We start from the raw sequence: 23,541 nt of genomic DNA on the forward strand, positions 1-23,541 counted from the left end.
AGGCCGTACGGGGGTCCGGGGCGGAGCCCTCCACGCGGCGGAGCCGCCAGGCTGCCGGGCCCGGCCGGGACGCGGCCGGGGGGCCGGGCTCCCCGGCCCCGGCTGCGAGGCGTCGCGGGGCCTGCGGGGGCAAGGCCCCCAGCGGGTTGGGCGGCATGGCGGTGTCCCCTCCAGGTCTGGCCGCGGCGGCGGGGACCGGGCCGGTCAGGCGCGCTCGGCGGCCAGGCCGCGGACCGCGTCCGCGAACGCCTCGCCCCGCTTGTTGTAGTTGGCGAACATGTCCATCGACGCACACGCCGGGGCCAGCAGCACCGTGTCCCCCGGCCTCGCGAGCCCGGCCGCTTCGCGGACCGCCGTCGGCATCGCCCCAGTGTCGGTCCGGTCGAGGTCGACCACCGGGACCTCGGGCGCGTGTCGCGCGAGCGCTTCCCGGATCAGCGCCCGGTCCGCTCCGATGAGCACGACGCCCCGCAGCCGCTTCGCGGACCTCTCGACGAGCTCGTCGAAGGTCGCACCCTTCGCCAGCCCGCCCGCGATCCAGACGATCGGGTCGTACGCCGCCAAGGACGCTTCCGTGGCATGCGTGTTGGTGGCCTTGGAGTCGTCGACGTACGCGACGCCGTCGACCTCCGCGACGAACTCGATGCGGTGCGCGTCGGGTCGGAAGGCCCGCAGCCCGTCCCGTACGGCGGCGGGCTCGACACCGTACGCCCGTGCCAGCGCGGCCGCGGCGAGCGCGTTCGCGATGTTGTGCGGGGCGGGCGGGTTGACGTCGGAGACCTCGGCCAACTCCTGCGCCTGCTTCTGCCTGTTGGGCACGAAGGCGCGGTCCACCAGGATCCCCTCGACCACACCGAGCTGGGAGGGCCCGGGGGGCCCGAGGGTGAAGCCGATCGCCCGGCAGCCCTCCTCGACGTCCGCCTCGCGCACCAGGTCCTCGGTGGCGGGGTCGGCGGCGTTGTAGACGCAGGCGACCGTATTGCCTTCGTAGATACGGCCCTTGTCGGCGGCGTACGCCTCCATGGAGCCGTGCCAGTCCAGATGGTCCGGCGCCAGGTTGAGCACGGCGGCGGAGTGGGCGCGCAGCGAGGGTGCCCAGTGCAGCTGGTAGCTGGAGAGCTCGACGGCGAGTACGTCGTACTTCTCGTCGCCGAGGACGGCGTCGAGGAGCGAGACGCCGATGTTGCCGACGGCCGCCGTCTTCAGCCCGGCCGCCTCCAGGATCGAGGCGAGCATCCGCACGGTCGTGGTCTTGCCGTTGGTGCCGGTGACCGCGAGCCAGGGAGCCGCTGCTCTTCCCGCCGTGACCTCGCGCAAGCGCCAGGCGAGTTCGACGTCGCCCCAGACCTCGACGCCCGCCTCGGCGGCGGCCGCGAAGAGCGGCTTGTCGGGCTTCCAGCCGGGCGCCGTGACGATCAGCTCGGTGCCCTCCGGCAACGAGGCACCATCGCCGAGGCGGACGGTGATTCCCTCCGCCTCCAGCTCGGCGGCCTGCGCCTGCGCGCGCTCGTCGGCGCCGTCGTTGACGACCGTGACGACCGCGCCGAGACCGTGCAGGACGCGCGCGGCGGGGATGCCGCTCACGCCCAGCCCGGCGACGGTGACGCGCTTGCCCTGCCAGTCCAGCTCACTCACGTGTCGGCCCTCACTCGTCGGCCCTCACTTGTCGGCCGCCCAGCCCGCGTAGAAGATGCCCAGACCCACAATGACGCACATGCCCTGAATGATCCAGAATCGGACCACGACGAGCACTTCGGACCAGCCCTTGAGTTCGAAGTGGTGCTGTAGCGGCGCCATCCGGAAGACACGCTTCCCGGTGAGCCGGAACGAACCGACCTGTATCACCACGGACATCGTGATGAGCACGAACAGACCGCCGAGGAGCGCGAGCAGCAGCTCCGTGCGGGAGCAGATCGCGAGTCCCGCGAGCGCGCCGCCGAGGGCGAGCGAACCGGTGTCACCCATGAAGATCTTGGCCGGCGAGGTGTTCCACCACAGGAAGCCGAAGCAGGCGCCCATCAGCGCGGAGGCGACGACCGCGAGGTCGAGCGGGTCGCGGACCTCGAAGCAGGCGTTGGGGTTGGTCAGCGTGGTCGCGTTGGCGCAGGACTCCTGGAACTGCCAGAGCCCGATGAAGGTGTACGCGCCGAAGACCATCACGGAGGCGCCGGTGGCCAGGCCGTCCAGACCGTCGGTGAGGTTCACGCCGTTCGACATGGCGAGGATCATGAAGAGTGCCCAGACCACGAACAGCACCGGGCCGATCGTCCAGCCGAAGTCGGTGACGAACGACAGCTTGGTGGAGGCCGGGGTGTTGCCGCGGATGTCGGCGAACTGCAGCGCCAGCACCGCGAAGGCGATACCGACGATCAGCTGTCCGGCCATCTTCGCCTTGGCCCGCAGGCCCAGCGACCGCTGCTTGACGATCTTGATGTAGTCGTCGAGGAAGCCGACCAGTCCCATGCCCGCCATCAGGAACAGCACCAGCACGCCCGAGAACGTCGGGTCCTCACCGGTGATGACCTTGGCGAGGGCGTACGCGATCAGCGTGGCAAGGATGAAGGCGATGCCGCCCATGGTGGGCGTGCCCTTCTTGCTGCCGTGGCTGCGCGGGCCGTCGTCACGGATGAACTGACCGTAGCCCTTGCGTGCCAGCAGCTTGATCAGCAGCGGCGTGCCGATGAGCGTCAGGAAGAGCCCGATGGCTCCCGCGAAGAGGATCTGCCTCATCGGCCGGCACCCTCACCCTCGGTGGTGTTCTCGAGCAGCGCCTGGGCGATCCGCTCGAGCCCGGCCGACCTGGAAGCCTTCACCAGTACGACGTCTCCCGGGCGCAACTCACTGCGCAACAGGTCGACCGCCGCCTGCGCGTCGGACACGTGCACCGACTCCTCACCCCACGAACCCTCGTTATATGCGCCCAGTTGCAGCCAGGACGCTTCCCTGCCCCCGACTGCGACGAGCTTGCTGACGTTGAGCCGGACGGCGAGCCGCCCGACCGCGTCGTGCTCGGCGAGCGACTCGTCCCCGAGCTCGGCCATCGGGCCGAGCACCGCCCACGTGCGGCCCCCTGCGGCCTGGGCGGCCGTGCCCATGGCCGCGAGCGCGCGCAGTGCGGCTCGCATGGACTCGGGGTTCGCGTTGTAGGCGTCGTTGACGACCGTCACGCCGTCCGGACGCTCGGTGACCTCCATACGCCAGCGGGAGAGGGTGCCGGCCTCCGAGAGCGCCGTGGCGATCTCGTCGACGGACATGCCCAGCTCATGGGCGACGGCGGCCGCGGCGAGCGCGTTCGACACGTGGTGCTCACCGTACAGCCGCAAGGTCACGTCGCTGCACCCGGAGGGTGTGCGAAGCCGGAATGCGGGCTGTCCGTTCGGCAGGAGCCGGACATTCTCGGCTCGTACGTCCGCTTCGTCCGCCTCACCGAAGAGCACGACGCGCGCCTTCGTACGGGAGGCCATCGCGCGGACGAGGGGGTCGTCGGCGTTGAGCACGGCGATCCCGTCCCCGGGCAGGGACTCCACGAGCTCGCCCTTGGCCTCGGCGATCTGCTCGCGGCCACCGAACTCGCCGATATGGGCGGTGCCGACGTTGAGCACGAGCCCGATACGGGGCGGCGTGAGTCCGGTGAGGTAGCGGATGTGGCCGATGCCGCGGGCGCCCATCTCCAGCACGAGGTGGCGGGTTTCCGCCGTCGCGCGGAGCGCGGTGAGCGGCAGGCCGATCTCGTTGTTGAGGGATCCGGGCGTCCAGACGGTCGGCGCGTGGCGCTGGAGCAGCTGGGCGATGAGGTCCTTGGTGGAGGTCTTGCCCGCGGAGCCGGTGAGGGCGACCACCTCGGTGCCGAGCTTCCTTACGACGGCGCGTGCCAGCGCGCCGAGAGCGGCCCGGACGTCCTCGACGACGATGGCGGGGACGCCGACGGGCCGCGTGGCCAGCACGGCCACCGCACCCTCCGCGACGGCGCGCTTCGCGTAGTCGTGGCCGTCGACGTGGTCACCGGCGAAGGCGGCGAAGAGGCTGCCGGCCTCGACCTGGCGGGAGTCGATGACGACGGGCCCGGTGACCTGGACGGCCGGATCCGGTATGTCGTACGAGTGCCCGCCGACGATTTCGGCGATCTCGGCGAGGGAGAGGGCGATCACTGCTTCATCCCTGACTGTTCTCGTGGCGGTGTGCGTCCTGTCGGCCGACGATCGCCTCGCGCAGGACCTGGCGGTCGTCGAAGGGACGGACCACTCCGGCGATGTCCTGGCCCTGCTCGTGTCCCTTGCCGGCGACGAGCACGGTGTCGCCCGGTTCGGCGCGGGCGACGGCCGCGGCGATGGCGGCGGCCCGGTCCTCGAAGACCTGGACCTCCCCGCGTTCGTGCACGGGCACCTCGGCGGCGCCCGCGAGCATCGCGGCGAGGATCGCGAGGGGGTCCTCGGAGCGGGGGTTGTCGGAGGTCAGCACGGCGGTGTCGGCGAGCCGGGCGGCCGCGGCGCCCATGGGGCCCCGCTTGGTCCGGTCGCGGTCGCCGCCGCAGCCCAGCACGATGTGCAGTCTGCCCTTGGTGACCTTGCGCAGGGAGCGCAGGACCGATTCGACGGCGTCGGTCTTGTGGGCGTAGTCGACGACCGCCAGGTACGGCTGGCCCTCGTCGACGCGCTCCAGGCGGCCCGGCACCCCGGGGACGGCGGCGACGCCGTCGGCGGCCGTCTGCGGGTCGGCCCCGGCGACCGCGAGCGTGACGATCGCGGCGAGCGTGTTGGCGACGTTGAACGGGCCGGGCAGCGGCGCCCTGGCGGCGATCCGCTCGCCCTGGGGACCGACGGCGGTGAACGTGGAGCCGACCGCGCCGAGTTCGACGCCCTCGGCGCGCCAGTCGGCGTCCGGGTGGCCCTCGGCGGAGAACGTGGTGACCGGAATTGCCGACTCCGTGGTCAGCCGCCGCCCGTACTCGTCGTCGAGGTTGACGACACCGAGCCGGGCACGGGCCGGGGTGAACAGCTGGGCCTTGGCCTGGAAGTAGTCCTCCATGCCGGAGTGGAACTCCATGTGCTCCGGGCTGAGGTTGTTGAAGACGGCGACGTCGAAGACGCAGCCGTCGACCCGGCCGAGCACCAGGGCGTGGCTGGAGACCTCCATGGCGACCGATCCGACGCCGCGCTCGCGCATCACCGCGAACAGTGCCTGGAGATCGGTGGCTTCGGGGGTGGTGCGCTCCGACTTGATCCGGTCGTCCCCGACGCGCATCTCGACCGTGCCGATCAGACCGGTGCGGTGACCGGCTCCGCGCAGGCCGCCCTCGACGAGATAGGCCGTGGTCGTCTTGCCGGAGGTGCCGGTGATGCCGATCTGGAGCAGGTCCTCGCCGGGGTGTCCGTAGATGGCGGCGGCGAGCTCGCCCATCCGTCCCCGCGGGTTCTCGACGGCCAGGACGGGCAGTCCGGTCGCGGCGGCCCGGTCGGCGCCCGTCGGGTCGGTCAGGATCGCGGCCGCGCCGAGCTCCTTGGCCTGGGCGACGTAGTCGGCGCCGTGCAGGCGGGCGCCGGGCAGTGCGGCGTACACGTCCCCGGGGCGTACCGCCCGCGAGTCGTGGGTGATGCCCGTGACCGCGCCGGAGCCCGGAGGCTCGGTCCCGAGCCGGCCGGCCAGCTCTGCGAGGGGGACGGGGCGGACCTCGGCCGGGCGGGGCGGGGCGGTTCGGTACTGATCAGCGTGGGGCACGGCGGTGAGCGTACCGGGCGCACCGGGACGGGTGCTAAACCAGGTCCGCTCGGCGGGGTGCCCTGGCGGGCGGTTCCCGGGGCCGGGAGTGATCGTTGTCACTGGTGGTACCTCCGGGGTCACTCGCCCGGTGAGAAGGTGACCGGCAGGCGAGCGGGCGCCTTGCCGGTGGGTGCTACCTGAAGGGTCTTGAGGGCGAACTGCATGACCTTCTTGTAGATGGGGCCGCAGATCTGGCCGCCGAAGTAGCTGCCCTTGGTCGGGTTCTGGATCGCACAGTAGACGGTGATCTGCGGGTCGTCGGAGGGAGCGAAGCCCGCGAAGGACGCGGTGTAGCCCTTGTAGCGGCCCAGCTCCGGGTCGACCCTGTTGGCCGTACCGGTCTTGCCCGCGACCCGGTAGCCGGGGATCTGCGCCTTGGTGCCGGTGCCCTCCACGTCGCCGACGACGGACTCCAGCATCGTGCCGAGGGTCCTGGCGGTCTTCTCGCTGACGACCCGGGTCTGCTCGGGCGCGGGGGCGGGGGTGAAGCGGCCGTCGGGGCCCTTGGTGCCGCGGACCAGGGTGGGTTCGACCCGTACGCCGCCGTTGGCGATGGTCGAGTAGACGGACGCCGCCTGCATGGCGTTGAGCGACAGGCCCTGGCCGAAGGGGATCGTGTACTGCTGCGAGGTCGACCAGTCCTGCGGTTTGGCCAGCAGGCCGGGCGACTCTCCCGGGTAGCCGAGACCGGTCGGGCTGCCGATGCCGAACTTCCGCAGATACGAGTGGAGGACCTTGTTGGCCTCCGCCTGGGTCCTGCCGAGCTGCCCGGTGGCCAGGATCGTGCCGATGTTGCTGGACTTGGCCAGCACGCCGTTGAGCGTCAGGTACCAGGTCGGGTGGTCGATGTCGTCCTTGAAGAGCCGGTCGCCGCGGTGCAGCCGGTTGGGGACGGTCACATGGGTGGCGGGCGTCGCCGCCTCCTCCTCCAGGACGGCGGCCATGGACATGACCTTGCTGGTGGAGCCGGGCTCGTAGACGTCCTGGAGGGCCGCGTTGCCCATGGCCGCGGAGTCGGCCCGGGAGATGTCGTTCGGGTCGAAGCCCGGGGCGTTGGCCATGGCGAGGACCTCGCCGGTCCTGGCGTTCTGGACGATCACGTAGCCGCGGTCGGCCCTGGACTTCTCGACCTGGGACGCGATCGCCTGCTGGGCGGCCCACTGGATGTCGCGGTCGATGGTCAGCTCGATGTCCGAGCCGGGGACGGCGGGGACCTCACGGGCCGTGGCGGTCGGGACGCGGCGGCCGCCGGACTGGGCGTAGGTGATCTCGCCGTCCTCGCCCGCGAGCTCCTGGTCGAGCATGGATTCGAGACCGCCGGCGCCGCGTCCGTCGGCGTTGACGTAACCCAGTATCCCGGCGGCGAGATCGCCGTTCGGGTAGACCCGCTTGCTGCTGGTCTCCTGGAAGACGCCCGCGAGGACGTTGGCACCGGGGCCGCCCCTGGCCTTGTCGGTCGTGGCCTTCTCGGCGAAGACGTTCTTGAGGTCCTTGATCTGGTTCCAGACCTGCGGGGTCTGGCGGCGGGCCAGGACGGTGTAGCGGGACTTGGGCGTCTTGAGCTTGTTCGCGAGCTCCGCCGCGTCCTTGCCGAGGATCGGCGCGAGCAGCGCCGCGGCCTGCTCGGGGGCGTCCGGCGCCTTGCTGTCGGCGGGGGTGAACATCTTGGGGTCGGCGATGACGTCGTACGCGTCGACGCTGGTGGCGAGCGAGATCCCGGAGCGGTCGGTGATCTCGCCGCGCTCGGCGGCCAGCTTGTGGCGCATGTAACGGTTCTTCTCGGCCATCGCGGTGTACGTGCTCGCGTCGACGGCCTGCACCTGGAGCAGCCGTACGACGAAGGCCAGCATGGTGAGCGTGAGCGCCAGGCTGACGAGCCGCAGCCGCGGGCGCGGGCTGCCGAGCCGGATCCGGCGGGGGCCGGAGGCCGGGCGCGGGCGGGCCGCAGGGCGCTGCACGGGCCGGCCGCGGCCGGGCTGGCGGCCGCGGTCCCCATGGGGGCCGACGGGGCGCGCGGGCCCGGGGACCCGGCGGCGCGGTGGTTCCTTGGGGGGCACTGCGTCACCTGCCGGGGGTCGTGGGGGGCTGCGGCGCAACGGATGTCGTGGGCGCGGCGGGCGTGGCGGGCGTGGCCTGCGCCGCGGGTGAAACGGGCGGGGTGGTCGCGGGCGGGGTGGTGGCAGGCGGGGTGGTGGCGGGCGGCGGCGACGGCAGGGCGGTGGCCTTGCCCGGCACGCCCTGGACCGTCCCGTCGGGGCCGAGGAACGCGGGGTTGCCGCCCGGCACCATGCCCAGCTCGCGGGCGCGCCGCTGGAGCGCGTCGGGGGCGGAGCGCTGGTCCACGTCCCGCTGGAGCTCCTGCTCCTGGTCGGTGAGCTCGGTGGTGTTCTTCCTCAGCTCGCTCAGCTTGAACGAGCCCTCGTTGAGGGAGGAGTTGAGCAGCAGCAGGGTGATCAGTCCGCCGCCCAGCAGGACGACGACGAGCAGGACGAAGGGCGTACGGGCGGCGGTGCTGGGCCCCGACGGCATCAGCCGCGCGAGTCGTGCGGCGCGTCCCCTGAGCTGTCCCGCGGCCTTCCTCACCACACGCCCTCCCTCAACCGGTCGCTGTCGCCCGCACGTGCGCGGCGGCGGTCACTGCTCGTCCTCGCGGATCCGCTGGGCGCCGCGCAGCCGCGCCGGAGCCGCCCTGCGGTTCTCGGCGACCTCGTCCTCCGTGGGGAGCTCGGCGCCGCGGGTCAGCAGCTTCAGCCGCGGCTGGTAGCGCTCGGGCACGACCGGCAGGCCGGGCGGGGCCGTGTTGGCCGCGCCCGCCGCGAAGACCTGCTTGACCAGCCGGTCCTCCAGCGAGTGGTAGGAGAGGACCGCGATCCGGCCGCCGACGGCGAGGGCCTTCACGGCGGCCGGGATCGCCCGCTCCAGGACCGTCAGTTCGCCGTTGACCTCGATGCGCAGGGCCTGGAAGGTGCGCTTGGCGGGGTTTCCGCCGGTGCGCTTGGCGGCCTGCGGCAGGGCGTCGCGGATCAGCTCGACGAGCCGGGCGCTGTTGCTGAAGGGCTCCTTGTCCCGCTCCCGTACGATCGCCGCCACGATCCGCTTGGCCTGCTTCTCCTCGCCGTACGCGCGCAGGATCCGCACCAGCTCACCGGCCGGATAGGTGTTGAGCACCTCCGCGGCGCTGATCCCGGTCGTCTGGTCCATGCGCATGTCGAGCGGGGCGTCCTGGGCGTACGCGAAGCCGCGGTCGGCCTCGTCGAGCTGCATGGAGGAGACGCCGAGGTCGAAGAGGACGCCCTGGACGCGCGGCAGCGCGAGCCGGTCGAGGACCTCGGGGAGCTCGTCGTAGACGGCGTGCACGAGAGTGGCTCGGTCACCGAAGGGGGCGAGCCGCTCGCCGGAGAGCCGCAGCGCCTCCTTGTCGCGGTCGAGCGCGACGAGACGCACCTCGGGAAAGCGGGTGAGCAGGGCCTCGCTGTGCCCGCCGAGGCCGAGGGTGCAGTCGACGACGACGGATCCGGGCTGCTCCAGGGCGGGTGCCAGCAGGTCCAGGCACCGCTGGAGCATCACCGGGACGTGTCGCTGGCTCAATGCGCCCTCTCAGGTCCGGCGCGGGCGGGGGCCGGACCGTGCGTATGCCGTCGCCGTGCCACTGCCGCACACGCGGGAAATCATGGAAATGTGCAGGATGTGTCCGTGAACTCCGCGTCACTCTAGTCCACCGGCCTGGCCGGTCAATCAACCGACTGGCGCGTCGTACGGGCGGACCGGCGGCACGGCCGCGATCAGCACACCTCACCCGAACGGGCCCGGCGGGCTCACGCCTGTGGGTTACCTCACAACAAGCCTCATTGACGTTCTTTGTCCGCTCTCACAGCGAGCCCCGGACGGTCGTGGCCATTACCGTCGTATCCATGTCGACCTCCGCGCACCTTCCCGCCGAAGCGCACGTCCCCGCAGACGCCGCCCTGGAGGGCGGCACCGTCACCGACCGGCTCGTCGAGGCGAACGAGCGGTACGCCGCGGGGTTCAGGGACCCCGGCATGGACGCACGGCCCGTGCTCCGGGTCGCGGTGGTGGCGTGCATGGACGCCCGCCTCGACCTGCACGCCGCGCTCGGCCTCGAACTGGGCGACTGCCACACGATCCGCAACGCGGGCGGCGTGGTCACCGACGACGTGATCCGCTCGCTCACGATCAGCCAGCGCGCGCTCGGGACCCGCAGCGTGATACTCATCCACCACACCAACTGCGGTCTGGAGAGTCTCACCGAGGACTTCCGCCACGAGCTGGAGGACGAGGTGGGGCAGCGGCCGGCCTGGGCGGTGGAGGCGTTCCGCGATGTCGACCAGGACGTACGGCAGTCGATGCAGCGGGTGCGTACATCGCCGTTCCTGCTCCACAGGGAAGACGTCCGTGGTTTCGTCTTCGATGTCACCAGCGGTCTGCTGCGCGAGATCGATCCCGCCGCGTAGGCGCGAATGACGGCAACCGCAGACATATCGCACCCTGTGGCGTCGAGTTATCCACAGCCGAGTGACACGAAGCGGTAACGGCAACAAGAATGCGGGTGTGACACCTCTGCGGAACCGACCGGAGGGGGTGTCCGTGTTTCGGGGTGGGCCGTGCCGCAGGCAGTGCACCGGCCCATGGAACGGGCCGAGGAGGGCCGGGTGACGACCTATGACGATCGAGCGAGCCTCACAGATCTGACCACCACAGCGGAGCGCGTCCGCAGGTCGGTCGAGGGTGTGATCGAGGGCAAGCCTGAGGTCGTACGGCTTTCGCTGACCGTGCTGCTCGCCGAGGGGCATCTGCTCATCGAGGATGTGCCGGGTGTGGGCAAGACGATGCTGGCCAAGGCGCTGGCGCGGTCCATCGACTGCTCGGTGCGCCGCATCCAGTTCACGCCCGACCTGCTGCCGTCGGACATCACCGGTGTGTCGATCTACGACCAGCAGCGGCGGGACTTCGAGTTCAAGCCGGGCGCGATCTTCGCGCAGATAGTGATCGGCGACGAGATCAACCGTGCGTCGCCGAAGACCCAGTCCGCGCTGCTGGAGTCGATGGAGGAGCGGCAGGTCACCATCGACGGGCAGACCTACGAGCTGCCCCACCCCTTCATGGTGGTCGCCACGCAGAACCCGGTGGAGATGGAGGGCACGTATCCGCTGCCGGAGGCACAGCGCGACCGCTTCATGGCCCGTGTCTCGATGGGGTATCCGACCCCGGAGGCCGAGCTGCAGATGCTCGACGTGCACGGCGCGGTCTCGCCGCTCGACGACCTCCAGCCGGTGGCACACGCCCATGACATCGTGAAGCTGATCGACGCGGTGCGCACGGTCCATGTCGCCGAGTCCGTGCGGCGGTACGCGGTGGAGCTGGTCTCCGCCACGCGCAACCACCCGGATCTGCGCCTGGGCGCCTCACCGCGCGCCACACTGCACCTGCTGCGCGCCGCCAAGGCGTCGGCCGCGCTGTCCGGCCGGGAGTACGCGCTGCCGGACGATGTGCAGTCGCTCGCCGCGCCGGTGCTCGCACACCGGCTGCTGCCCACCGCCCAGGCCCAGCTGAACCGCCGCACCGCCGAGCAGGTCGTGCTGGAGATCCTCCAGCGCATCCCCGTGCCCACCTCGGGCACCGACAGCAGCTACGGCACCGCGGCGCACCGGCAGATGCCCGGCGGCCCGGTCTACGGCCAGCGGCCCGGCACCCGGCGGTTGTGATGGCGGCCGGGAGCCCTGCCGCCGGCGGTGAGGAGAACGGCGGCCTGCGGGCGGCTCTCGGCGGGCTGACCACACGCGGCCGCTCCTTCGTGGCGGCCGGTCTGGCGGCGGCTGTGTGCGCGTATGTGCTGGGGCAGCGGGATCTGCTCCGGGTCGGGCTGCTGCTCGGTGTGCTGCCGCTGATCTGCGTGGCCGTGCTCTACCGCACGCGGTACCGGGTGGCGGCCAGCAGGCGGCTGTCGCCGTCGCGGGTGCCCGCCGGGTCCGAGGCCCGGGTGCATCTGCGGATGGACAACGTGTCGCGGATGCCGACCGGCCTGCTCATGCTCCAGGACCATGTGCCGTACGTGCTGGGGCCCCGGCCCCGGTTCGTGCTCGACCGGGTGGAGCCGGGCGGCCGCCGCGAAGTGTCCTACCGGGTCCGCTCCGATCTGCGCGGGCGCTATCCGCTCGGGCCGTTGCAGCTGCGGCTCAGCGATCCGTTCGGGCTGTGCGAGCTGACCCGCTCGTTCAGCGCGTACGACACGCTGACCGTCATCCCGCGCACCGAGCCGCTGCCGCCGGTGCGGCTCGCGGGCGAGTCCTCGGGGTACGGGGAGGGGCGGCAGCGCTCGCTGGCGCTTGCCGGCGACGACGACGTCATTCCGCGCACCTACCGGCAGGGTGACGAGCTGCGCCGGGTGCACTGGCGCTCCACCGCGCGCTACGGCGAGCTGATGGTGCGCCGCGAGGAGCAGCCCCAGCGGGCCAGGTGCACGGTGCTGCTCGACACCCGCCGGATCGCCTACCAGGGCGCCGGCCCCGACTCCGCCTTCGAGTGGGCGGTGTCGGCGGCGGCCTCCGTGCTGGTGCACATGCTGGAGCGGGGTTTCGCGGTGCGGCTGCTGACGGACACGGGCAGTTCGGTGCCCAGCCCGGGAGCCGAGGGATTCGCCGGGTCCACGCAGGATTCCGCGGACTCCGCGGGGCTGATGATGGACACCCTCGCCGTCGTCGACCACTCGGACGGCGCGGGCCTCTCGCGCGCGTACGACGTGCTGCGCGGCGGCAACGAGGGACTGCTGATCGCCTTCGTCGGCGATCTCGACGAGGAACAGGCGGCGGTCGCCGCCCGGATGCGCCAGCGCAGCGGCGGTGCGGTCGCCTTCGTCCTGGACAGCGGTCAGTGGGTGACGAGCGGCGCCGTGGCCGGCGCGGTCGAGGAGCGGCTGCGGCGGCTGCGCGAGGCCGGGTGGACGGCGGTGGCCGTGCCGCCGGGCGCGGCGCTTGCCGAGCTGTGGCGGCAGGCGGCCCATGAGCGGGCCGACGCCGCCCCGGCGGGCGGTACGGACGGCTTCTCTGGGGGATGGTCATGAGCGGTAGCGCAAGGCTGGCTCTGTGCGCCTACGCCGCCACGCTGATGGCGGCCGGCGCGCTCCAGCCGCTGGTCGATCCGGCGACCTGGATCGTGCAGGCCGCGTTCCTCGTGGCGGTGGTGAGCGGGGTGGGCGCGGGGACCCGTAGGGTGCCGCTGGCCCGGCCGCTCACGGTGACCGCGCAGGCCGTCGTCGCGCTGCTGCTGCTCACCCTGGTCTTCGCCCGCGAGCACGCCGTCATCGGCCTGCTGCCGGGTCCGGACGCCTTCGCGCACTTCGGGGAGCTGCTGACCTCGGGCGCCGATGACGTCGGGCGCTATGCGATACCGGCGCCCGCCACCGACGGTATCCGGCTGATGCTGATCGGCGGGGTGATGCTGATCGGGCTGGCGGTGGATGCGCTCGCGGTGACCTTCCGCAGCGCCGCCCCCGCGGGCCTGCCGCTGCTGGCGCTGTACTCGGTGGCGGCGGCGCTGTACGACGGCGGGACGGACTGGCTCTGGTTCCTGCTGGCCGCCACGGGCTATCTGCTGCTCCTGCTGGCCGAGGGCCGGGACCGGCTGTCGCAGTGGGGCCGTGTCTTCGGCGGTGCGCCGCGGACGCCGGGCAGGGCCACGGCCGGGCTGGACACCGGCGGCGGCGCGGCGCAGGCGCCGGTGCGCATGGGCCGGCGGATCGGGGCCCTCGCCCTGGCCGTCGCGGTGCTCCTTCCGGCGCCCGCGCTGGGCAGCGGGCTGCTCGCCGGATCGGGCAGCGGTGCGGGCCCGGGCGGTGGGAGCGGCGGCACGATCGACGCGGTGAACCCGGTCGTGACGCTGCAGGACACCCTCAACCAGCCGGAAGCGCGCGAGTGGCTGAAGTACAAGACCAACGCGGACGACACCGGCGACCTGTATCTGCGGATCATGGCGCTGGACCAGTTCGACGGCGGCTCCTGGAAGTTCTCGGTGCGGCCGGTCACGGGCGTTCCTGAGGAGCTCCCGCGGCCCGACGGGCTGGGCGACGCGGCGAGCACGACCGAGATCAGGACGAACGTCTCGGCCGCCGGTTCCTACCGGCAGGGCTGGCTCCCCATGCCGTATCCGACGACCCGGGTGACCATCGGCGGCAAGTGGCGCTTCGACCCGGCCCGGCGGACGATCATCGGCGACGGCGGGCAGACGACGAGCGGTGTGCAGTACTCGGTCACCAGCCTCCTGGTGAATCCGACCCGTGAGCAGCTCGCCCGTGCCCCCAAGCCCCCGGCCGCGCTGCTGCGGGAGTACACGCAGGTGCCCGATTCCCTCCCGGCCGATGTGCGGTCCACGGCGGCCCGGGTGACCAAGGGCGCGACGAACGACTACGAGCGGGCGGCCAAGCTGGAGGAGTGGTTCGCTGTCGGCGGCGGCTTCACCTACAGCACCACCGTGAAGTCGGGCGGGGGTGTGGAGGGCATATCCCGGTTCCTGAAGGACAAAGAGGGCTTCTGCGTCCACTTCTCGTTCTCGATGGCGGCGATGGCCCGGGCGCTGGGGATACCGGCGCGGGTGGCGGTCGGCTTCACCCCGGGCACGGCGACGGCGGGCGGCGCGATGTCGGTGACCAACCGTGATGCGCATGCCTGGCCGGAGCTGTACTTCGAGGGCGTCGGATGGACCCGGTTCGAGCCGACCCCGACCCGGGGCTCCCGCCCCGACTACACCCGGGAGCAGACGCCGTCCGGCACCGCGACCAGCCCTGTGGAGCCGGGCGAGAGCGCCTCGGCGGAGGCGTCGGCCGCTCCGTCGGACGAGCCCAGCTGCTCTGCGCAGGACCAGCGGGCGGGCGACTGCGGGGCTGCCGCCCCGCGGGACGTGCTGCCGCCCGAGGACCCAGGTCCTTCGCTGCAGGCGGTGGCGGGAATCGTCCTCCTCGTGCTGGCGCTGCCGGCCGTGCTCCTGCTGCCACTGCTGTGGCGGCTGCGGGTACGGGTGCGGCGGCTGGGCTCGGACCGGCATGTCCCCCGTGCGGCACAGGGATCGGGACCGGGACGGGGACCCGGGCCTGGATCGGGACCCGGGCCGGGATCGGGACCGGAGGCGGAAGGGGCCGCTGCCGGCTCCCCCGGCACGGGGCAGGCGTCCGCGCCGGCGCTGGCCGCATGGCAGGAGGTCTCCGACTCCGCCTGGGACTACGGCATCCTGCCGGACGACTCACAGACCCCGCGCAAGGCGGCCGCCCGGATCGTGCGGCTCGGACAGCTGGAGGGCGCACCCGCCGATTCGGTGCACCGGGTCGCCCACGCGCTGGAACAGGTGCTGTATGCACCGGAGCCCCGGCCGGCCGCGGGCCTCGCCGAGGAGGTCCAGCAGGTCCGCAGGGGCCTGGCCGCGAACGCGACCCGCGCGGCCCGGCTGCGCGCCCTCCTGCTCCCGCGGTCGTCGGCACGGGTCCTGTGGGCCCTCTCGGACCGCTGGACCGCACTCACCTCCCGCTGGGCAGCGACGAGGGCCCAGGCCCTGTCCCAGCTGACGGTCCAGCTGCGGAGGCTCTCGCGCCAACGCGGCTGACGGCCGAAAGCCGGTCACCCCAGGCCATGGGCCCGGGTGACCGGCCCCGGGCCGGGGCGCGGGCGCGCGGCTCGGGTCGCGGATCCGACTCGGGAGTGCGGATGCCCGGCACGGGAGTGCGGGCCCGGCTTGGAAGTGCGGATGCCCGGCACGGGAGTGCGGGCCCGGCTTGGAAGTGCGGATGCCCAGCACGGGAGTGCGGGCCCGGCTTGAGCGTGCGAGCCGTCCTGGAAGTGCGGGTGCCTGGCACGGGCCTGCGGCCCCGGCTTGAGCGTGCGAGCCGGCCTGGAAGTGCGGGTGCCTGGCACGGGCCTGCGGGCCCGGCTTGAGCGTGCGAGCCAGCCTGGAAGTGCGGGTGCCCGGCTCGGGCCCGCACCGGCTTGGAAGTGCGGATGCCCGGCACCGGCCTGCGGGCCCGGCTCGGCCGTGCGGGCGTCCGGCTCACCGGTGTGGGCGGCGATCAGGGCGGGGCCCGGGGATCGGGGCCGGTCAGGGTCGGTCGGCCGCAACGCGAAAGGGGTGACCGCTGAGACGCGGTCACCCCTCACTCGGGTCTGCTGGATGTCGGAGGCTCAGTGGCCACCCTGCTCGTCGCGGCGGCGCTGCCACCGCTGCTCGATCCGGTCCATCATCGACCGGCGCTGTTTGGGCCGATGGCGCGTGGCCTGTGCCCCGGGGTTTTGCTCACCCGGCTTGGGCGCCTTGCGCCAGCCGGTGACCGCGAGGACCGCACAGCCGAGCATGACGAGGAACCCCACCACGCTGATCCAGATCTGCTGGGCGACCATTCCGGCCATGAGGAGCGCGATACCCACCAGGAAGCCGGCGACCGCCTGGTATACCCGTCGCCGGGTGTACGTACGCAGCCCGCTTCCCTCGAGCGCTGTCGCGAACTTGGGATCTTCGGCGTACAGCGCTCGCTCCATCTGCTCGAGCATTCGCTGCTCGTGCTCCGAGAGCGGCACGGAGTCCTCCTAGTCGTCGGTCGCTGGGGGCGACCGGTATGCGGCCCTTTCAGGATAGGCAGGGATTCGCCCCCGTGAAACCCGCCCTCCGCCCGATTCGATGTTCCGGGCCGCCATGCCGGATCGACTGCTGAGGCGTTGATTCCCCAACCGCCTGTCCGTCATGCCGGATGGTGTCCCCCGATCATACGGCGCGAAGGCTCCGTGCGGGTGGTCTGTGACGTACTCCGTCTGCGGCTGCGCCCCTGATCAGCGACGCGCCGGCCGCAACTCGACCGCGCCCCGGCCCTCTCCCGGCCGTCGTTCAGCCGCGCTTCCCGCCCAGGACGTGGAGCTGGGTCGCGACCGAGTGGAACGAGGGCAGCTCGGCGGCGGCCGCCTCCAGCTTGAGAAGGGCGTCGAGCGCGCCGGGCTCGGTGTCCACCAGGACGCCGGGAACCAGGTCGGCGAAGACCCGCACGCCGTGAACGGCGCCGACCTCCAGGCCCGCCGAGGAGACGAGCTCGGTGAGCTGATCCGCCGTGAAGCGGCGGGGCACCGGGTCGCCCTCGCCCCACCGTCCCGCCGGGTCGCCCAGCGCATGGCGGGCCTCGGTGAAGTGCCCGGCGAGCGCGCGGGCCAGCACGGCGCCGCCGAGCCCGGCGGCGAGCAGGCTCAGTGATCCGCCGGGGCGCAGCGCCTCCCCGACGTTGTGCACGCCCTCGGCCGGATCGTCCACGTACTCGAGAACGCCGTGGCAGAGCACGATGTCGAAGCCCTCGCGGTCCACGACGTCGAAGAGGCCGTGGACATCGCCCTGGACACCGCTGACCCGGTCGGCGACGCCGGCCTCGGCGGCGCGGCGCTCCAGCGCGAACAGCGCGTTGGGGCTCGGGTCGACCACGGTGACGCGGTGGCCGAGACGGGCGGCGGGCACCGCGAACTTGCCGGAGCCGCCGCCGGTGTCGAGGATGTCGAGCGCGTCTTTCCCGGTCGCCTTGATCCGGCGGTCGACGGCGTCCTGGAGGACGTCCCAGACCACGGCGGTACGGAGGGACGCCCGGGAGGGAGTGCCCTCGGGGCGAAGCCGTTGAGGGCGCGTCTGGTCCGGCACGGCAGTTGACTCCTCAGCGCGGTGCCGCCCCGGCGGGGCCGGGGCGTGATCGGTGCGGGCTCGCTCCACGCTTGGGTGCGAGCTCGCTCCACCCTATTGCCTCGTCGCCTCCGCCGGGCGCACCGGTCAGCCCACGGCGCCTCCCGCCCCTGGCCGTTCGGCGGCAGGCCGTCCGGCACCGGGCCCGGAGGGTGCCGCTCCGGTCCCCTGCTGCGGCCTGGGCTGCGGCAGCACCGGCTGGAGCACCAGCATCCGCTCGACCAGACGCAGGAACATGGCCGCGTCGCGCAGCAGATCGTCGGCGTCCCGGGCGCTGGCCGCCCCCTGGATGCCCGCCTCGGCGCGTGCCCTGCGCCGGGCGCCGGAGGCGAACAGCGCGCTCCACTCGGTCAGTTCGGGTGCCGTCTCGGGAAGCACCTCCCAGGCGGACCGTATGCGCGCCCGCCTGCGAGGGCTGGTCTCGGGCCGGCCGCGGACGGCGAGCACCGCCGCGGCGGTGCGCAGCGCGGCGAGATGGGCGGTGGCGTACCGCTCGTTGGACGAGTCCAGGGTGGCGGCCTCTTCAAGGCCGGCGCGGGCCTGGGTGAGCAGATCGAGGGCGGCGGGCGGCGCCGACGAACGGCGCAGCACGGGGTGGACATCGCTCGCGGGACCGCCCTGCGAGGGACCGGGCAGTGAGGGGGCAGGACCGTCTGTGCCGAGCCGGTGTGCGGCAGCGGCGTAGGAGCGGGCCATGACGAACCTCCTGTCGTCGTGTGACGGCGCTGGGGCCGTATGTGCCCATCGTGGGGGGTACCACTGACAATCAACTGCGACCTGCGCTTTTGCCCGTGAAGGGTGGGATCGGCCCCCGACGGCTAAGGTGAGTCCAGAGCACCTGGGAACCCTCGGAGCGGTCATGCGTGAACATCGCACCGACCCGCCCGACGACGCGCAGCAACTTCTGGTCACCCTCGGGCGGCTCGTCGACCAGGCCCTGGAACGGATCAAGCTGCAGCAGGCCCGGGTGGAGCTGGCCATGGCCCTCCAGCGCCATATGCTCCCACCCGAACTGCCGGAGCTCCCCGGCGTGCGCATCGCGGCCAAGTACGCCCCCTCACGGGACGGGCTGGCCGTGGGCGGCGACTGGTACGACGCCTTCCTGATGCTGGACGGGTCGCTCGGGCTCGCGATCGGGGACGTGCAGGGGCACGACGTGGAGGCCGTCGCGTTCATGGGGCAGGTCCGCACCAGTCTGCGGGCGCTCGCCGAAGCGACGAGCGACCCCCGGGAGGTGCTCGGCCGCGCCAACGACCTGCTGATCTCGATGGGCTTCGGCCTCTTCGCGACCTGCTGCTTCCTCCGTTACGACCCGGCCGGCCGCGATCTCACCGTGGCCCGGGCCGGCCATGTGCCGATGGTCTGGGCCACGGCCTGCGGGCGTTCCGGCATCGCCCTGGACCTGGGCGGCCCGCCGCTGGGCATCATGCCGGGCGAGCGCTACCCGGTGACCCATCGCCGGCTGACGGAGGCCGGGGTCCTCGTCCTGGTGACCGACGGGGTCGTGGAAGGGCCCACGTTTCCGATGGAGGCCGGTCTCACGGAGGTGCTCCGGCTGGTGCGGGCGGGCTTCGACGCCGACCCCGACGTGCTGGCATCGGCGGTCATCAAGGTGGCGGACCTGACCGGTCACCGCGACGATGCCGCCGTGCTCGTCGCCCGGTACGACGGTCCGTCGCACGACTGAGCGGCGACACGTCGCGGATCGTCTGCGCTCGCCGTGCCCGGCCGGGCGGCGCAGACTGCTGTGGTGCGCAACGAGGAGATCCGGGGGTACGGCTCCGCGGCGCTGCGGATCCTCGCCGTCGCCGCCGTGTACTACGGATCAGCCGAACTCGGGCTCCTGCTGCAGCTGGTGCGCGGACAGGTCACCCCGCTGTGGCCGCCGACCGGAGTGGCCCTGGCCGCCCTGCTCGTCCTCGGACTGCGGATCTGGCCCGGCATCGCGCTCGGGGCGCTTCTGGTCAACCTGCCGATCGGTCCGTCGCTCCCCGCCGTGCTCGCCATCACCGCCGGCAACACGCTGGCTCCGGTGTGCGCGTATCTCATGCTCCGCCGGGCGGGCTTCCGCACCGAGCTGGACCGGCTGCGGGACGGACTGGCGCTGGTCTTCCTCGGCGCGCTTGCGGGCATGCTGATCAGCTCGACCGTCGGCACCGGTGTGCTGGTGCTCGCCGGGGCGGTGGAGGGCGGCGACTTCTGGCCGACCTGGTCGGTGTGGTGGACCGGTGACGCGATGGGCGTACTCGTGGTCACGCCGTTGCTGCTGGTCCTGCGCAGGATCCGGTGGCCGCGGGGGGCCGGTGCGGGCCGCTGGGCGGAGGCGGTGGCGCTGCTGGTGAGCACGCTCCTCGTGATGCTGCTGGCGACGACCGCCAGCGCGACCCTGCTCTTCCTGGCCTTCCCCGTGCTGATCTGGGCGGCTTTCCGCTTCCGCCTGGCGGGGGCCGCGCCGTGCGCGCTGGCGGTGTCGACGATGGCCATCCTCGCCGCGGCCCACGGGCGCGGCCCGTTCGCGGGCCAGGACCTGTTCTCCAGCATGGTCACGCTCCAGGCGTTCAACGGCTCCACCGCGCTGACGGCGCTGCTGCTCTCGGCGGTCATCACGGAGCGGAACGCCACCCACGAGGAGATCAAGCGCGTCTGTGCACGGCTCGAGGAGATCGTGGCCGACATCGAGCCGCGCGACGGGGACGACCGACCGGCGGGCGGCTGAACGGCGTCTGAACGACCCCTTGCCGGGCAACGGTCGGCGGCCGACCCCGAATTGGCGCCGCTCACCCGCACGAGGTAGCTTTTGCACTGACCAGTCAGTTCAATTTCTGAGGGGGTGCGGGGTACGTGGACACGCACGGGGCGGCCGTCACCGCCGCCGGCTTCGGGCTCAAGGGCCCGCGGGGCTGGGCGTTCCGGGGGGTGGACGTCGTCGCCGGGCCCGGTTCACTGATCGCGATCGAGGGCCCGTCCGGCTCGGGCCGCACCTGCCTGCTGCTCGCGCTCACCGGGCGGATGAAGCCGTCGGAGGGGCATGCGGAGGCCGGTGGACTGCGGCTGCCGCGCAAGATGGCGGCGGTGCGCCGCATCAGCGCGCTCGGCCCGGTGCCCGGCGTCAGCGAGCTCGATCCGTCGTTCACGGTCACCGAGCATCTGCACGAGCGGGCGCTGCTCCAGCGCCGGTTCGACGGCTCGCTGCGTGCGCTGCTGCGGCCGCGGGGCGAGCGGGGGGCGTCCGCCCGGACCCGTATCGAGGAGGCTCTGGAGACGGCCGGCCTCGATCCGGACTCCCTGCCGAAAGCAGGGCGGACGGCCGTACGGGACCTGGAGCGGCTGGAGGCACTGCGCCTCTCCGTCGCCCTCGGGCTCATCGGACGGCCGCGGCTGCTGGCCGTCGACGACACCGACCTCAAGCTCTCCGCCACTGACCGGGCGGAGGCGTGGGAGCTGCTGCGCCGAGTCACCGCGACGGGCACGACCGTGCTCGCGGTGTGCAGTGAGGCTCCCGAGGACGCGGTCGTGATCCGTACGGGGACGACGGGGACGACGGGGACGACGGGGACGAGCGGGGCCGCCGGGAGGAACGCGTCGGGCGCGCCCGGCGCGGCGGCCCCGCCCCACTCCGCGGGCGTGCCGGCCGGCACGCCCGCGGAGTCAGGCACCGACACGGGCCCTGAAGACGGACCCGAGGCCGAAGCCGAACCCGAAGCGGAGCCCGAGGCCGACTCCGAAGCCGGGCCGCAGGCCGGGCCCGCGGCCGAAGCCGACGCCGGGCCCGAGGCCGACTCCGATCCGGAGCCCGAGCCGGCGGCCGATCCGGAGCCCGAAGCCGACGCCGCGGTGCCCGAGCCGGCGGCCGATCCGGAGCCCGAAGCCGACGCCGCGGTGCCCGAGCTCGACTCCGACTCCCATCCGGTGCCCGAGCCCGACGACCACACCGGTTCCCAGAACGATTCCGAGACCGAGGAGGGGGCGGCCGATGCGCTCGCCGAAACTGGCCGCGCTTGAGCTCAAGCGTTTCGGCAGGGGCAGGCTGCCCCGCGCCGCGCTCGCCGCGATCCTGCTGCTGCCGCTGCTCTACGGCGCCCTGTACCTGTGGTCCTTCTGGGACCCGTACGGCCGCCTCGACCGCATCCCGGTCGCCCTCGTCAACGACGACAAGGGCGCCACCGCCTCCGGCAAGAAGATCAGCGCGGGCGACGAGATCACGGAGGGCCTGCGCGACAGCGAGGTCTTCCAGTGGCACGAGGTGAGCACCGAGGACGCCCGCGCGGGCGTCGAGGACGGCACGTACTACCTCTCGCTGACCATGCCCGAGGACTTCAGCGAGCGCATCGCCTCCAGCTCCGGCGACGCCCCGCAGACCGGCGCGCTGGAGGTACGGACGAACGACGCGAACAACTACATCGTCGGGCAGATCTCCCGGACGGTCTTCTCCGAGGTGCGCACCGCCGCCTCCAAGGACGCCTCCCGGTCCTTCCTGGACCGGATCTTCATCTCGTTCTCCGACATCCACGACGCCACGGCGAAGGCCGCCAAGGGCGCCGACGACCTCAAGGGCGGCATCGGCAAGGCCAAGAAGGGCTCCGAGGACCTCGCCGACGGCCTCAAGAACGCCAAGGACGGCAGCGGCAGGCTCGCGGGCGGCATCACCCGGCTCAACACGGCGGCTGGGGAGCTGGAGACGGGCGCGGCCAAGGTCGCGGCGGGCACCCAGAAGCTGGCCGACCAGGTCAACGGGATCGCGGAAGGCATCCGTCCGTTCTTCCGTGACAACGGCAGGACGATCGGCGACACCGCCCGCCTGGTCGAGGACCTCTCACGGACGACACGGGGCAATCTCGACCTCCTCGTGGAGCATGCGCCGGGCGCGGCCACGAGGGCGCGCGAGTCCGCCGACGAGCTGGCCGCGATCCACAAGGACCGCTGCGAGAACACGCTCCTGCCCGATCCGGCGTACTGCCCCGCCCTGGAGCGCGCCGTGACGAACGCCGCCGACGCCGCCGAGATCGCCGAGGACGTCAACGCGCTCGTCCAGGACAACCACGGCGACCTGGAGCAGCTCGGCACCCACCTCGACACGCTCCAGGAGCAGGCCAAGAGCGTCGCCGCCCGCTCCCCGCACCTCGCCGAGGACCTGGAGTCGGCCGTCGCCGAGGTCAACCGGCTGAACTCCGGCGCCCACAAGGTCGCCACGGGTGCCGACCGGATCCACTCCGGGCTGACCGGCGCCAAGACCGGCTCCACCGATCTCGACTCCGGTGTCGGCCGGCTGGAGACCGGCGCGAACGACCTCGACGGCGGCATGTTCAAGCTCGTCGACGGCTCCAGCGAACTCGCCGGCGGCCTCAACTCCGGCGTCGACAGGATCCCCGACTACGACAAGGACGAGCGCGACCGGCGTACGGACGTCATGGCCGACCCGGTCCAACTCGCCTCCCAGTCGCTGCACAAGGCGCCCAACTACGGCACCGGCTTCGCGCCGTACTTCATCCCGCTCTCCCTCTGGGTCGGCGCGATGGTGGCGTACATGCTGATCCAGCCGCTCAACCGGCGCGCGCTCGCGGCCGGTGCGTCCGCCTGGCGGATCGCGCTCGCCGGCTGGCTGCCGGTGTCCGCCATCGGTCTGCTCCAGGTCGCCGCGCTGATGTCGGTGCTCCACTGGGGCCTCGGCCTGGAGATGGCCCGCGCGGCCGGGACCGTCGGCTTCCTGGCGCTGGTGGTGTGCTGCTTCGCCGCGATCATCCAGTGGCTCAACGCCCGCTTCGGGGCGGCGGGACGGATCCTCGTGCTCGCGGTGCTCATGCTCCAGCTGACCTCGGCGGGCGGCACCTATCCCGTCCAGACCAGTCCGGCGTTCTTCAACGCCGTTCACCCCTTCCTGCCGATGAGCTACGTCGTCGAGGCGCTGCGCCGGCTGATCACGGGCGGCGGCGTCGGCCCGGTCTGGCAGGCGGTCGCGGTGCTGCTGGCCTTCACCGCCGGTGCGCTCGCGCTCACCGCCGTGTCGGCGCGGCGCAAGCAGGTGTGGACGCTCGACCGCCTCCACCCGGAGCTGAGCCTGTGAGCTCCGCCGGGCGCCACCGG

At 72.8% G+C, this 23,541-nt stretch carries 18 protein-coding genes; 8 read left to right on the forward strand and 10 right to left on the reverse strand.

The genetic code is table 11. The features are described 5' to 3' along the window. Positions 1 to 204: 204 nt before the first annotated feature. The 7 genes from murD to rsmH are packed head-to-tail and all read right to left on the reverse strand — an operon-like array spanning position 205 to position 9,345. The gene (gene murD, locus KK483_RS08195; protein WP_262004546.1) at positions 205 to 1,635 is read right to left on the reverse strand and encodes a UDP-N-acetylmuramoyl-L-alanine--D-glutamate ligase; all 1,431 of its coding nucleotides are present in this window, start codon (positions 1,633 to 1,635) and stop codon (positions 205 to 207) included. Positions 1,636 to 1,659: 24 nt separating this feature from the next. Continuing rightward, complete coding sequence (gene mraY / locus KK483_RS08200) at positions 1,660 to 2,730, reverse strand: phospho-N-acetylmuramoyl-pentapeptide-transferase (RefSeq protein ID WP_242334514.1); 1,071 nt, start codon at positions 2,728 to 2,730, stop codon at positions 1,660 to 1,662. After that, positions 2,727 to 4,148 carry a UDP-N-acetylmuramoyl-tripeptide--D-alanyl-D-alanine ligase gene (murF, locus tag KK483_RS08205; protein WP_262004547.1) on the reverse strand — a complete coding sequence of 474 codons (1,422 nt, stop codon included), beginning with the start codon at positions 4,146 to 4,148 and terminating at the stop codon, positions 2,727 to 2,729. Before murF ends, mraY begins: the two co-directional genes overlap by 4 nt. A 4-nt stretch (positions 4,149 to 4,152) precedes the next feature. Continuing rightward, positions 4,153 to 5,817, reverse strand: coding sequence for a UDP-N-acetylmuramoyl-L-alanyl-D-glutamate--2,6-diaminopimelate ligase (locus tag KK483_RS08210; protein ID WP_262004548.1), 1,665 nt, complete (start codon positions 5,815 to 5,817; stop codon positions 4,153 to 4,155). A gap of 17 nt (positions 5,818 to 5,834) precedes the next feature. Further along, entirely contained in the window at positions 5,835 to 7,814 is a 1,980-nt protein-coding gene (locus KK483_RS08215; protein ID WP_262004549.1) for a penicillin-binding protein 2, read from the reverse strand. 4 nt (positions 7,815 to 7,818) lie between these two features. Further along, the gene (locus KK483_RS08220) at positions 7,819 to 8,340 is read right to left on the reverse strand and encodes a cell division protein FtsL (RefSeq protein ID WP_399013665.1); all 522 of its coding nucleotides are present in this window, start codon (positions 8,338 to 8,340) and stop codon (positions 7,819 to 7,821) included. 51 nt (positions 8,341 to 8,391) lie between these two features. Continuing rightward, a complete protein-coding gene (rsmH, locus tag KK483_RS08225) occupies positions 8,392 to 9,345 on the reverse strand; it encodes a 16S rRNA (cytosine(1402)-N(4))-methyltransferase RsmH (protein ID WP_262004550.1) in 954 nt (317 codons plus the stop codon). A 323-nt stretch (positions 9,346 to 9,668) separates the two neighbouring features. Here rsmH and KK483_RS08230 point away from each other — a divergent pair, with 323 nt between their 5' ends. The 4 genes from KK483_RS08230 (at position 9,669) to KK483_RS08245 (ending at position 15,363) form a co-directional block, all read left to right on the forward strand. Then, positions 9,669 to 10,229, forward strand: coding sequence for a carbonic anhydrase (locus KK483_RS08230; RefSeq protein WP_262004551.1), 561 nt, complete (start codon positions 9,669 to 9,671; stop codon positions 10,227 to 10,229). A gap of 198 nt (positions 10,230 to 10,427) precedes the next feature. After that, the gene (locus KK483_RS08235) at positions 10,428 to 11,480 is read left to right on the forward strand and encodes a MoxR family ATPase (RefSeq protein WP_262004552.1); all 1,053 of its coding nucleotides are present in this window, start codon (positions 10,428 to 10,430) and stop codon (positions 11,478 to 11,480) included. Further along, on the forward strand, positions 11,480 to 12,835 hold the full coding sequence (locus KK483_RS08240) for a DUF58 domain-containing protein (RefSeq protein WP_262004553.1): 1,356 nt from the start codon (positions 11,480 to 11,482) through the stop codon (positions 12,833 to 12,835). Before KK483_RS08235 ends, KK483_RS08240 begins: the two co-directional genes overlap by 1 nt. Continuing rightward, on the forward strand, positions 12,832 to 15,363 hold the full coding sequence (locus KK483_RS08245; protein WP_262004554.1) for a DUF3488 and transglutaminase-like domain-containing protein: 2,532 nt from the start codon (positions 12,832 to 12,834) through the stop codon (positions 15,361 to 15,363). Before KK483_RS08240 ends, KK483_RS08245 begins: the two co-directional genes overlap by 4 nt. Positions 15,364 to 15,935: 572 nt before the next feature. Here KK483_RS08245 and KK483_RS08250 read toward each other — a convergent pair. The 3 genes from KK483_RS08250 to KK483_RS08260 all read right to left on the reverse strand — a co-directional run bounded on the left by KK483_RS08250 (position 15,936) and on the right by KK483_RS08260 (position 18,156). Beyond that, on the reverse strand, positions 15,936 to 16,328 hold the full coding sequence (locus tag KK483_RS08250; protein WP_262004555.1) for a DUF3040 domain-containing protein: 393 nt from the start codon (positions 16,326 to 16,328) through the stop codon (positions 15,936 to 15,938). 304 nt (positions 16,329 to 16,632) lie between these two features. Further along, entirely contained in the window at positions 16,633 to 17,421 is a 789-nt protein-coding gene (locus tag KK483_RS08255; protein WP_262004556.1) for a methyltransferase, read from the reverse strand. A 126-nt stretch (positions 17,422 to 17,547) separates the two neighbouring features. After that, positions 17,548 to 18,156 (reverse strand): SAV_6107 family HEPN domain-containing protein, encoded by a 609-nt coding sequence (locus KK483_RS08260; RefSeq protein WP_262004557.1) that lies wholly within the window; start codon positions 18,154 to 18,156, stop codon positions 17,548 to 17,550. 163 nt (positions 18,157 to 18,319) lie between these two features. Here KK483_RS08260 and KK483_RS08265 point away from each other — a divergent pair, with 163 nt between their 5' ends. The 4 genes from KK483_RS08265 (at position 18,320) to KK483_RS08280 (ending at position 23,521) form a co-directional block, all read left to right on the forward strand. Beyond that, on the forward strand, positions 18,320 to 19,147 hold the full coding sequence (locus KK483_RS08265; protein WP_262004558.1) for a PP2C family protein-serine/threonine phosphatase: 828 nt from the start codon (positions 18,320 to 18,322) through the stop codon (positions 19,145 to 19,147). A 63-nt stretch (positions 19,148 to 19,210) separates the two neighbouring features. After that, positions 19,211 to 20,176, forward strand: coding sequence for an MASE1 domain-containing protein (locus KK483_RS08270; RefSeq protein WP_262004559.1), 966 nt, complete (start codon positions 19,211 to 19,213; stop codon positions 20,174 to 20,176). Positions 20,177 to 20,301: 125 nt separating this feature from the next. After that, complete coding sequence (locus KK483_RS35465; RefSeq protein ID WP_399013673.1) at positions 20,302 to 21,462, forward strand: ATP-binding cassette domain-containing protein; 1,161 nt, start codon at positions 20,302 to 20,304, stop codon at positions 21,460 to 21,462. After that, on the forward strand, positions 21,434 to 23,521 hold the full coding sequence (locus KK483_RS08280) for a YhgE/Pip domain-containing protein (protein WP_262004560.1): 2,088 nt from the start codon (positions 21,434 to 21,436) through the stop codon (positions 23,519 to 23,521). Before KK483_RS35465 ends, KK483_RS08280 begins: the two co-directional genes overlap by 29 nt. Positions 23,522 to 23,541 lie beyond the last annotated feature (20 nt).

It is taken from the genome of Streptomyces sp. FIT100 (genome assembly GCF_024584805.1).
GTDB lineage: Bacteria > Actinomycetota > Actinomycetes > Streptomycetales > Streptomycetaceae > Streptomyces.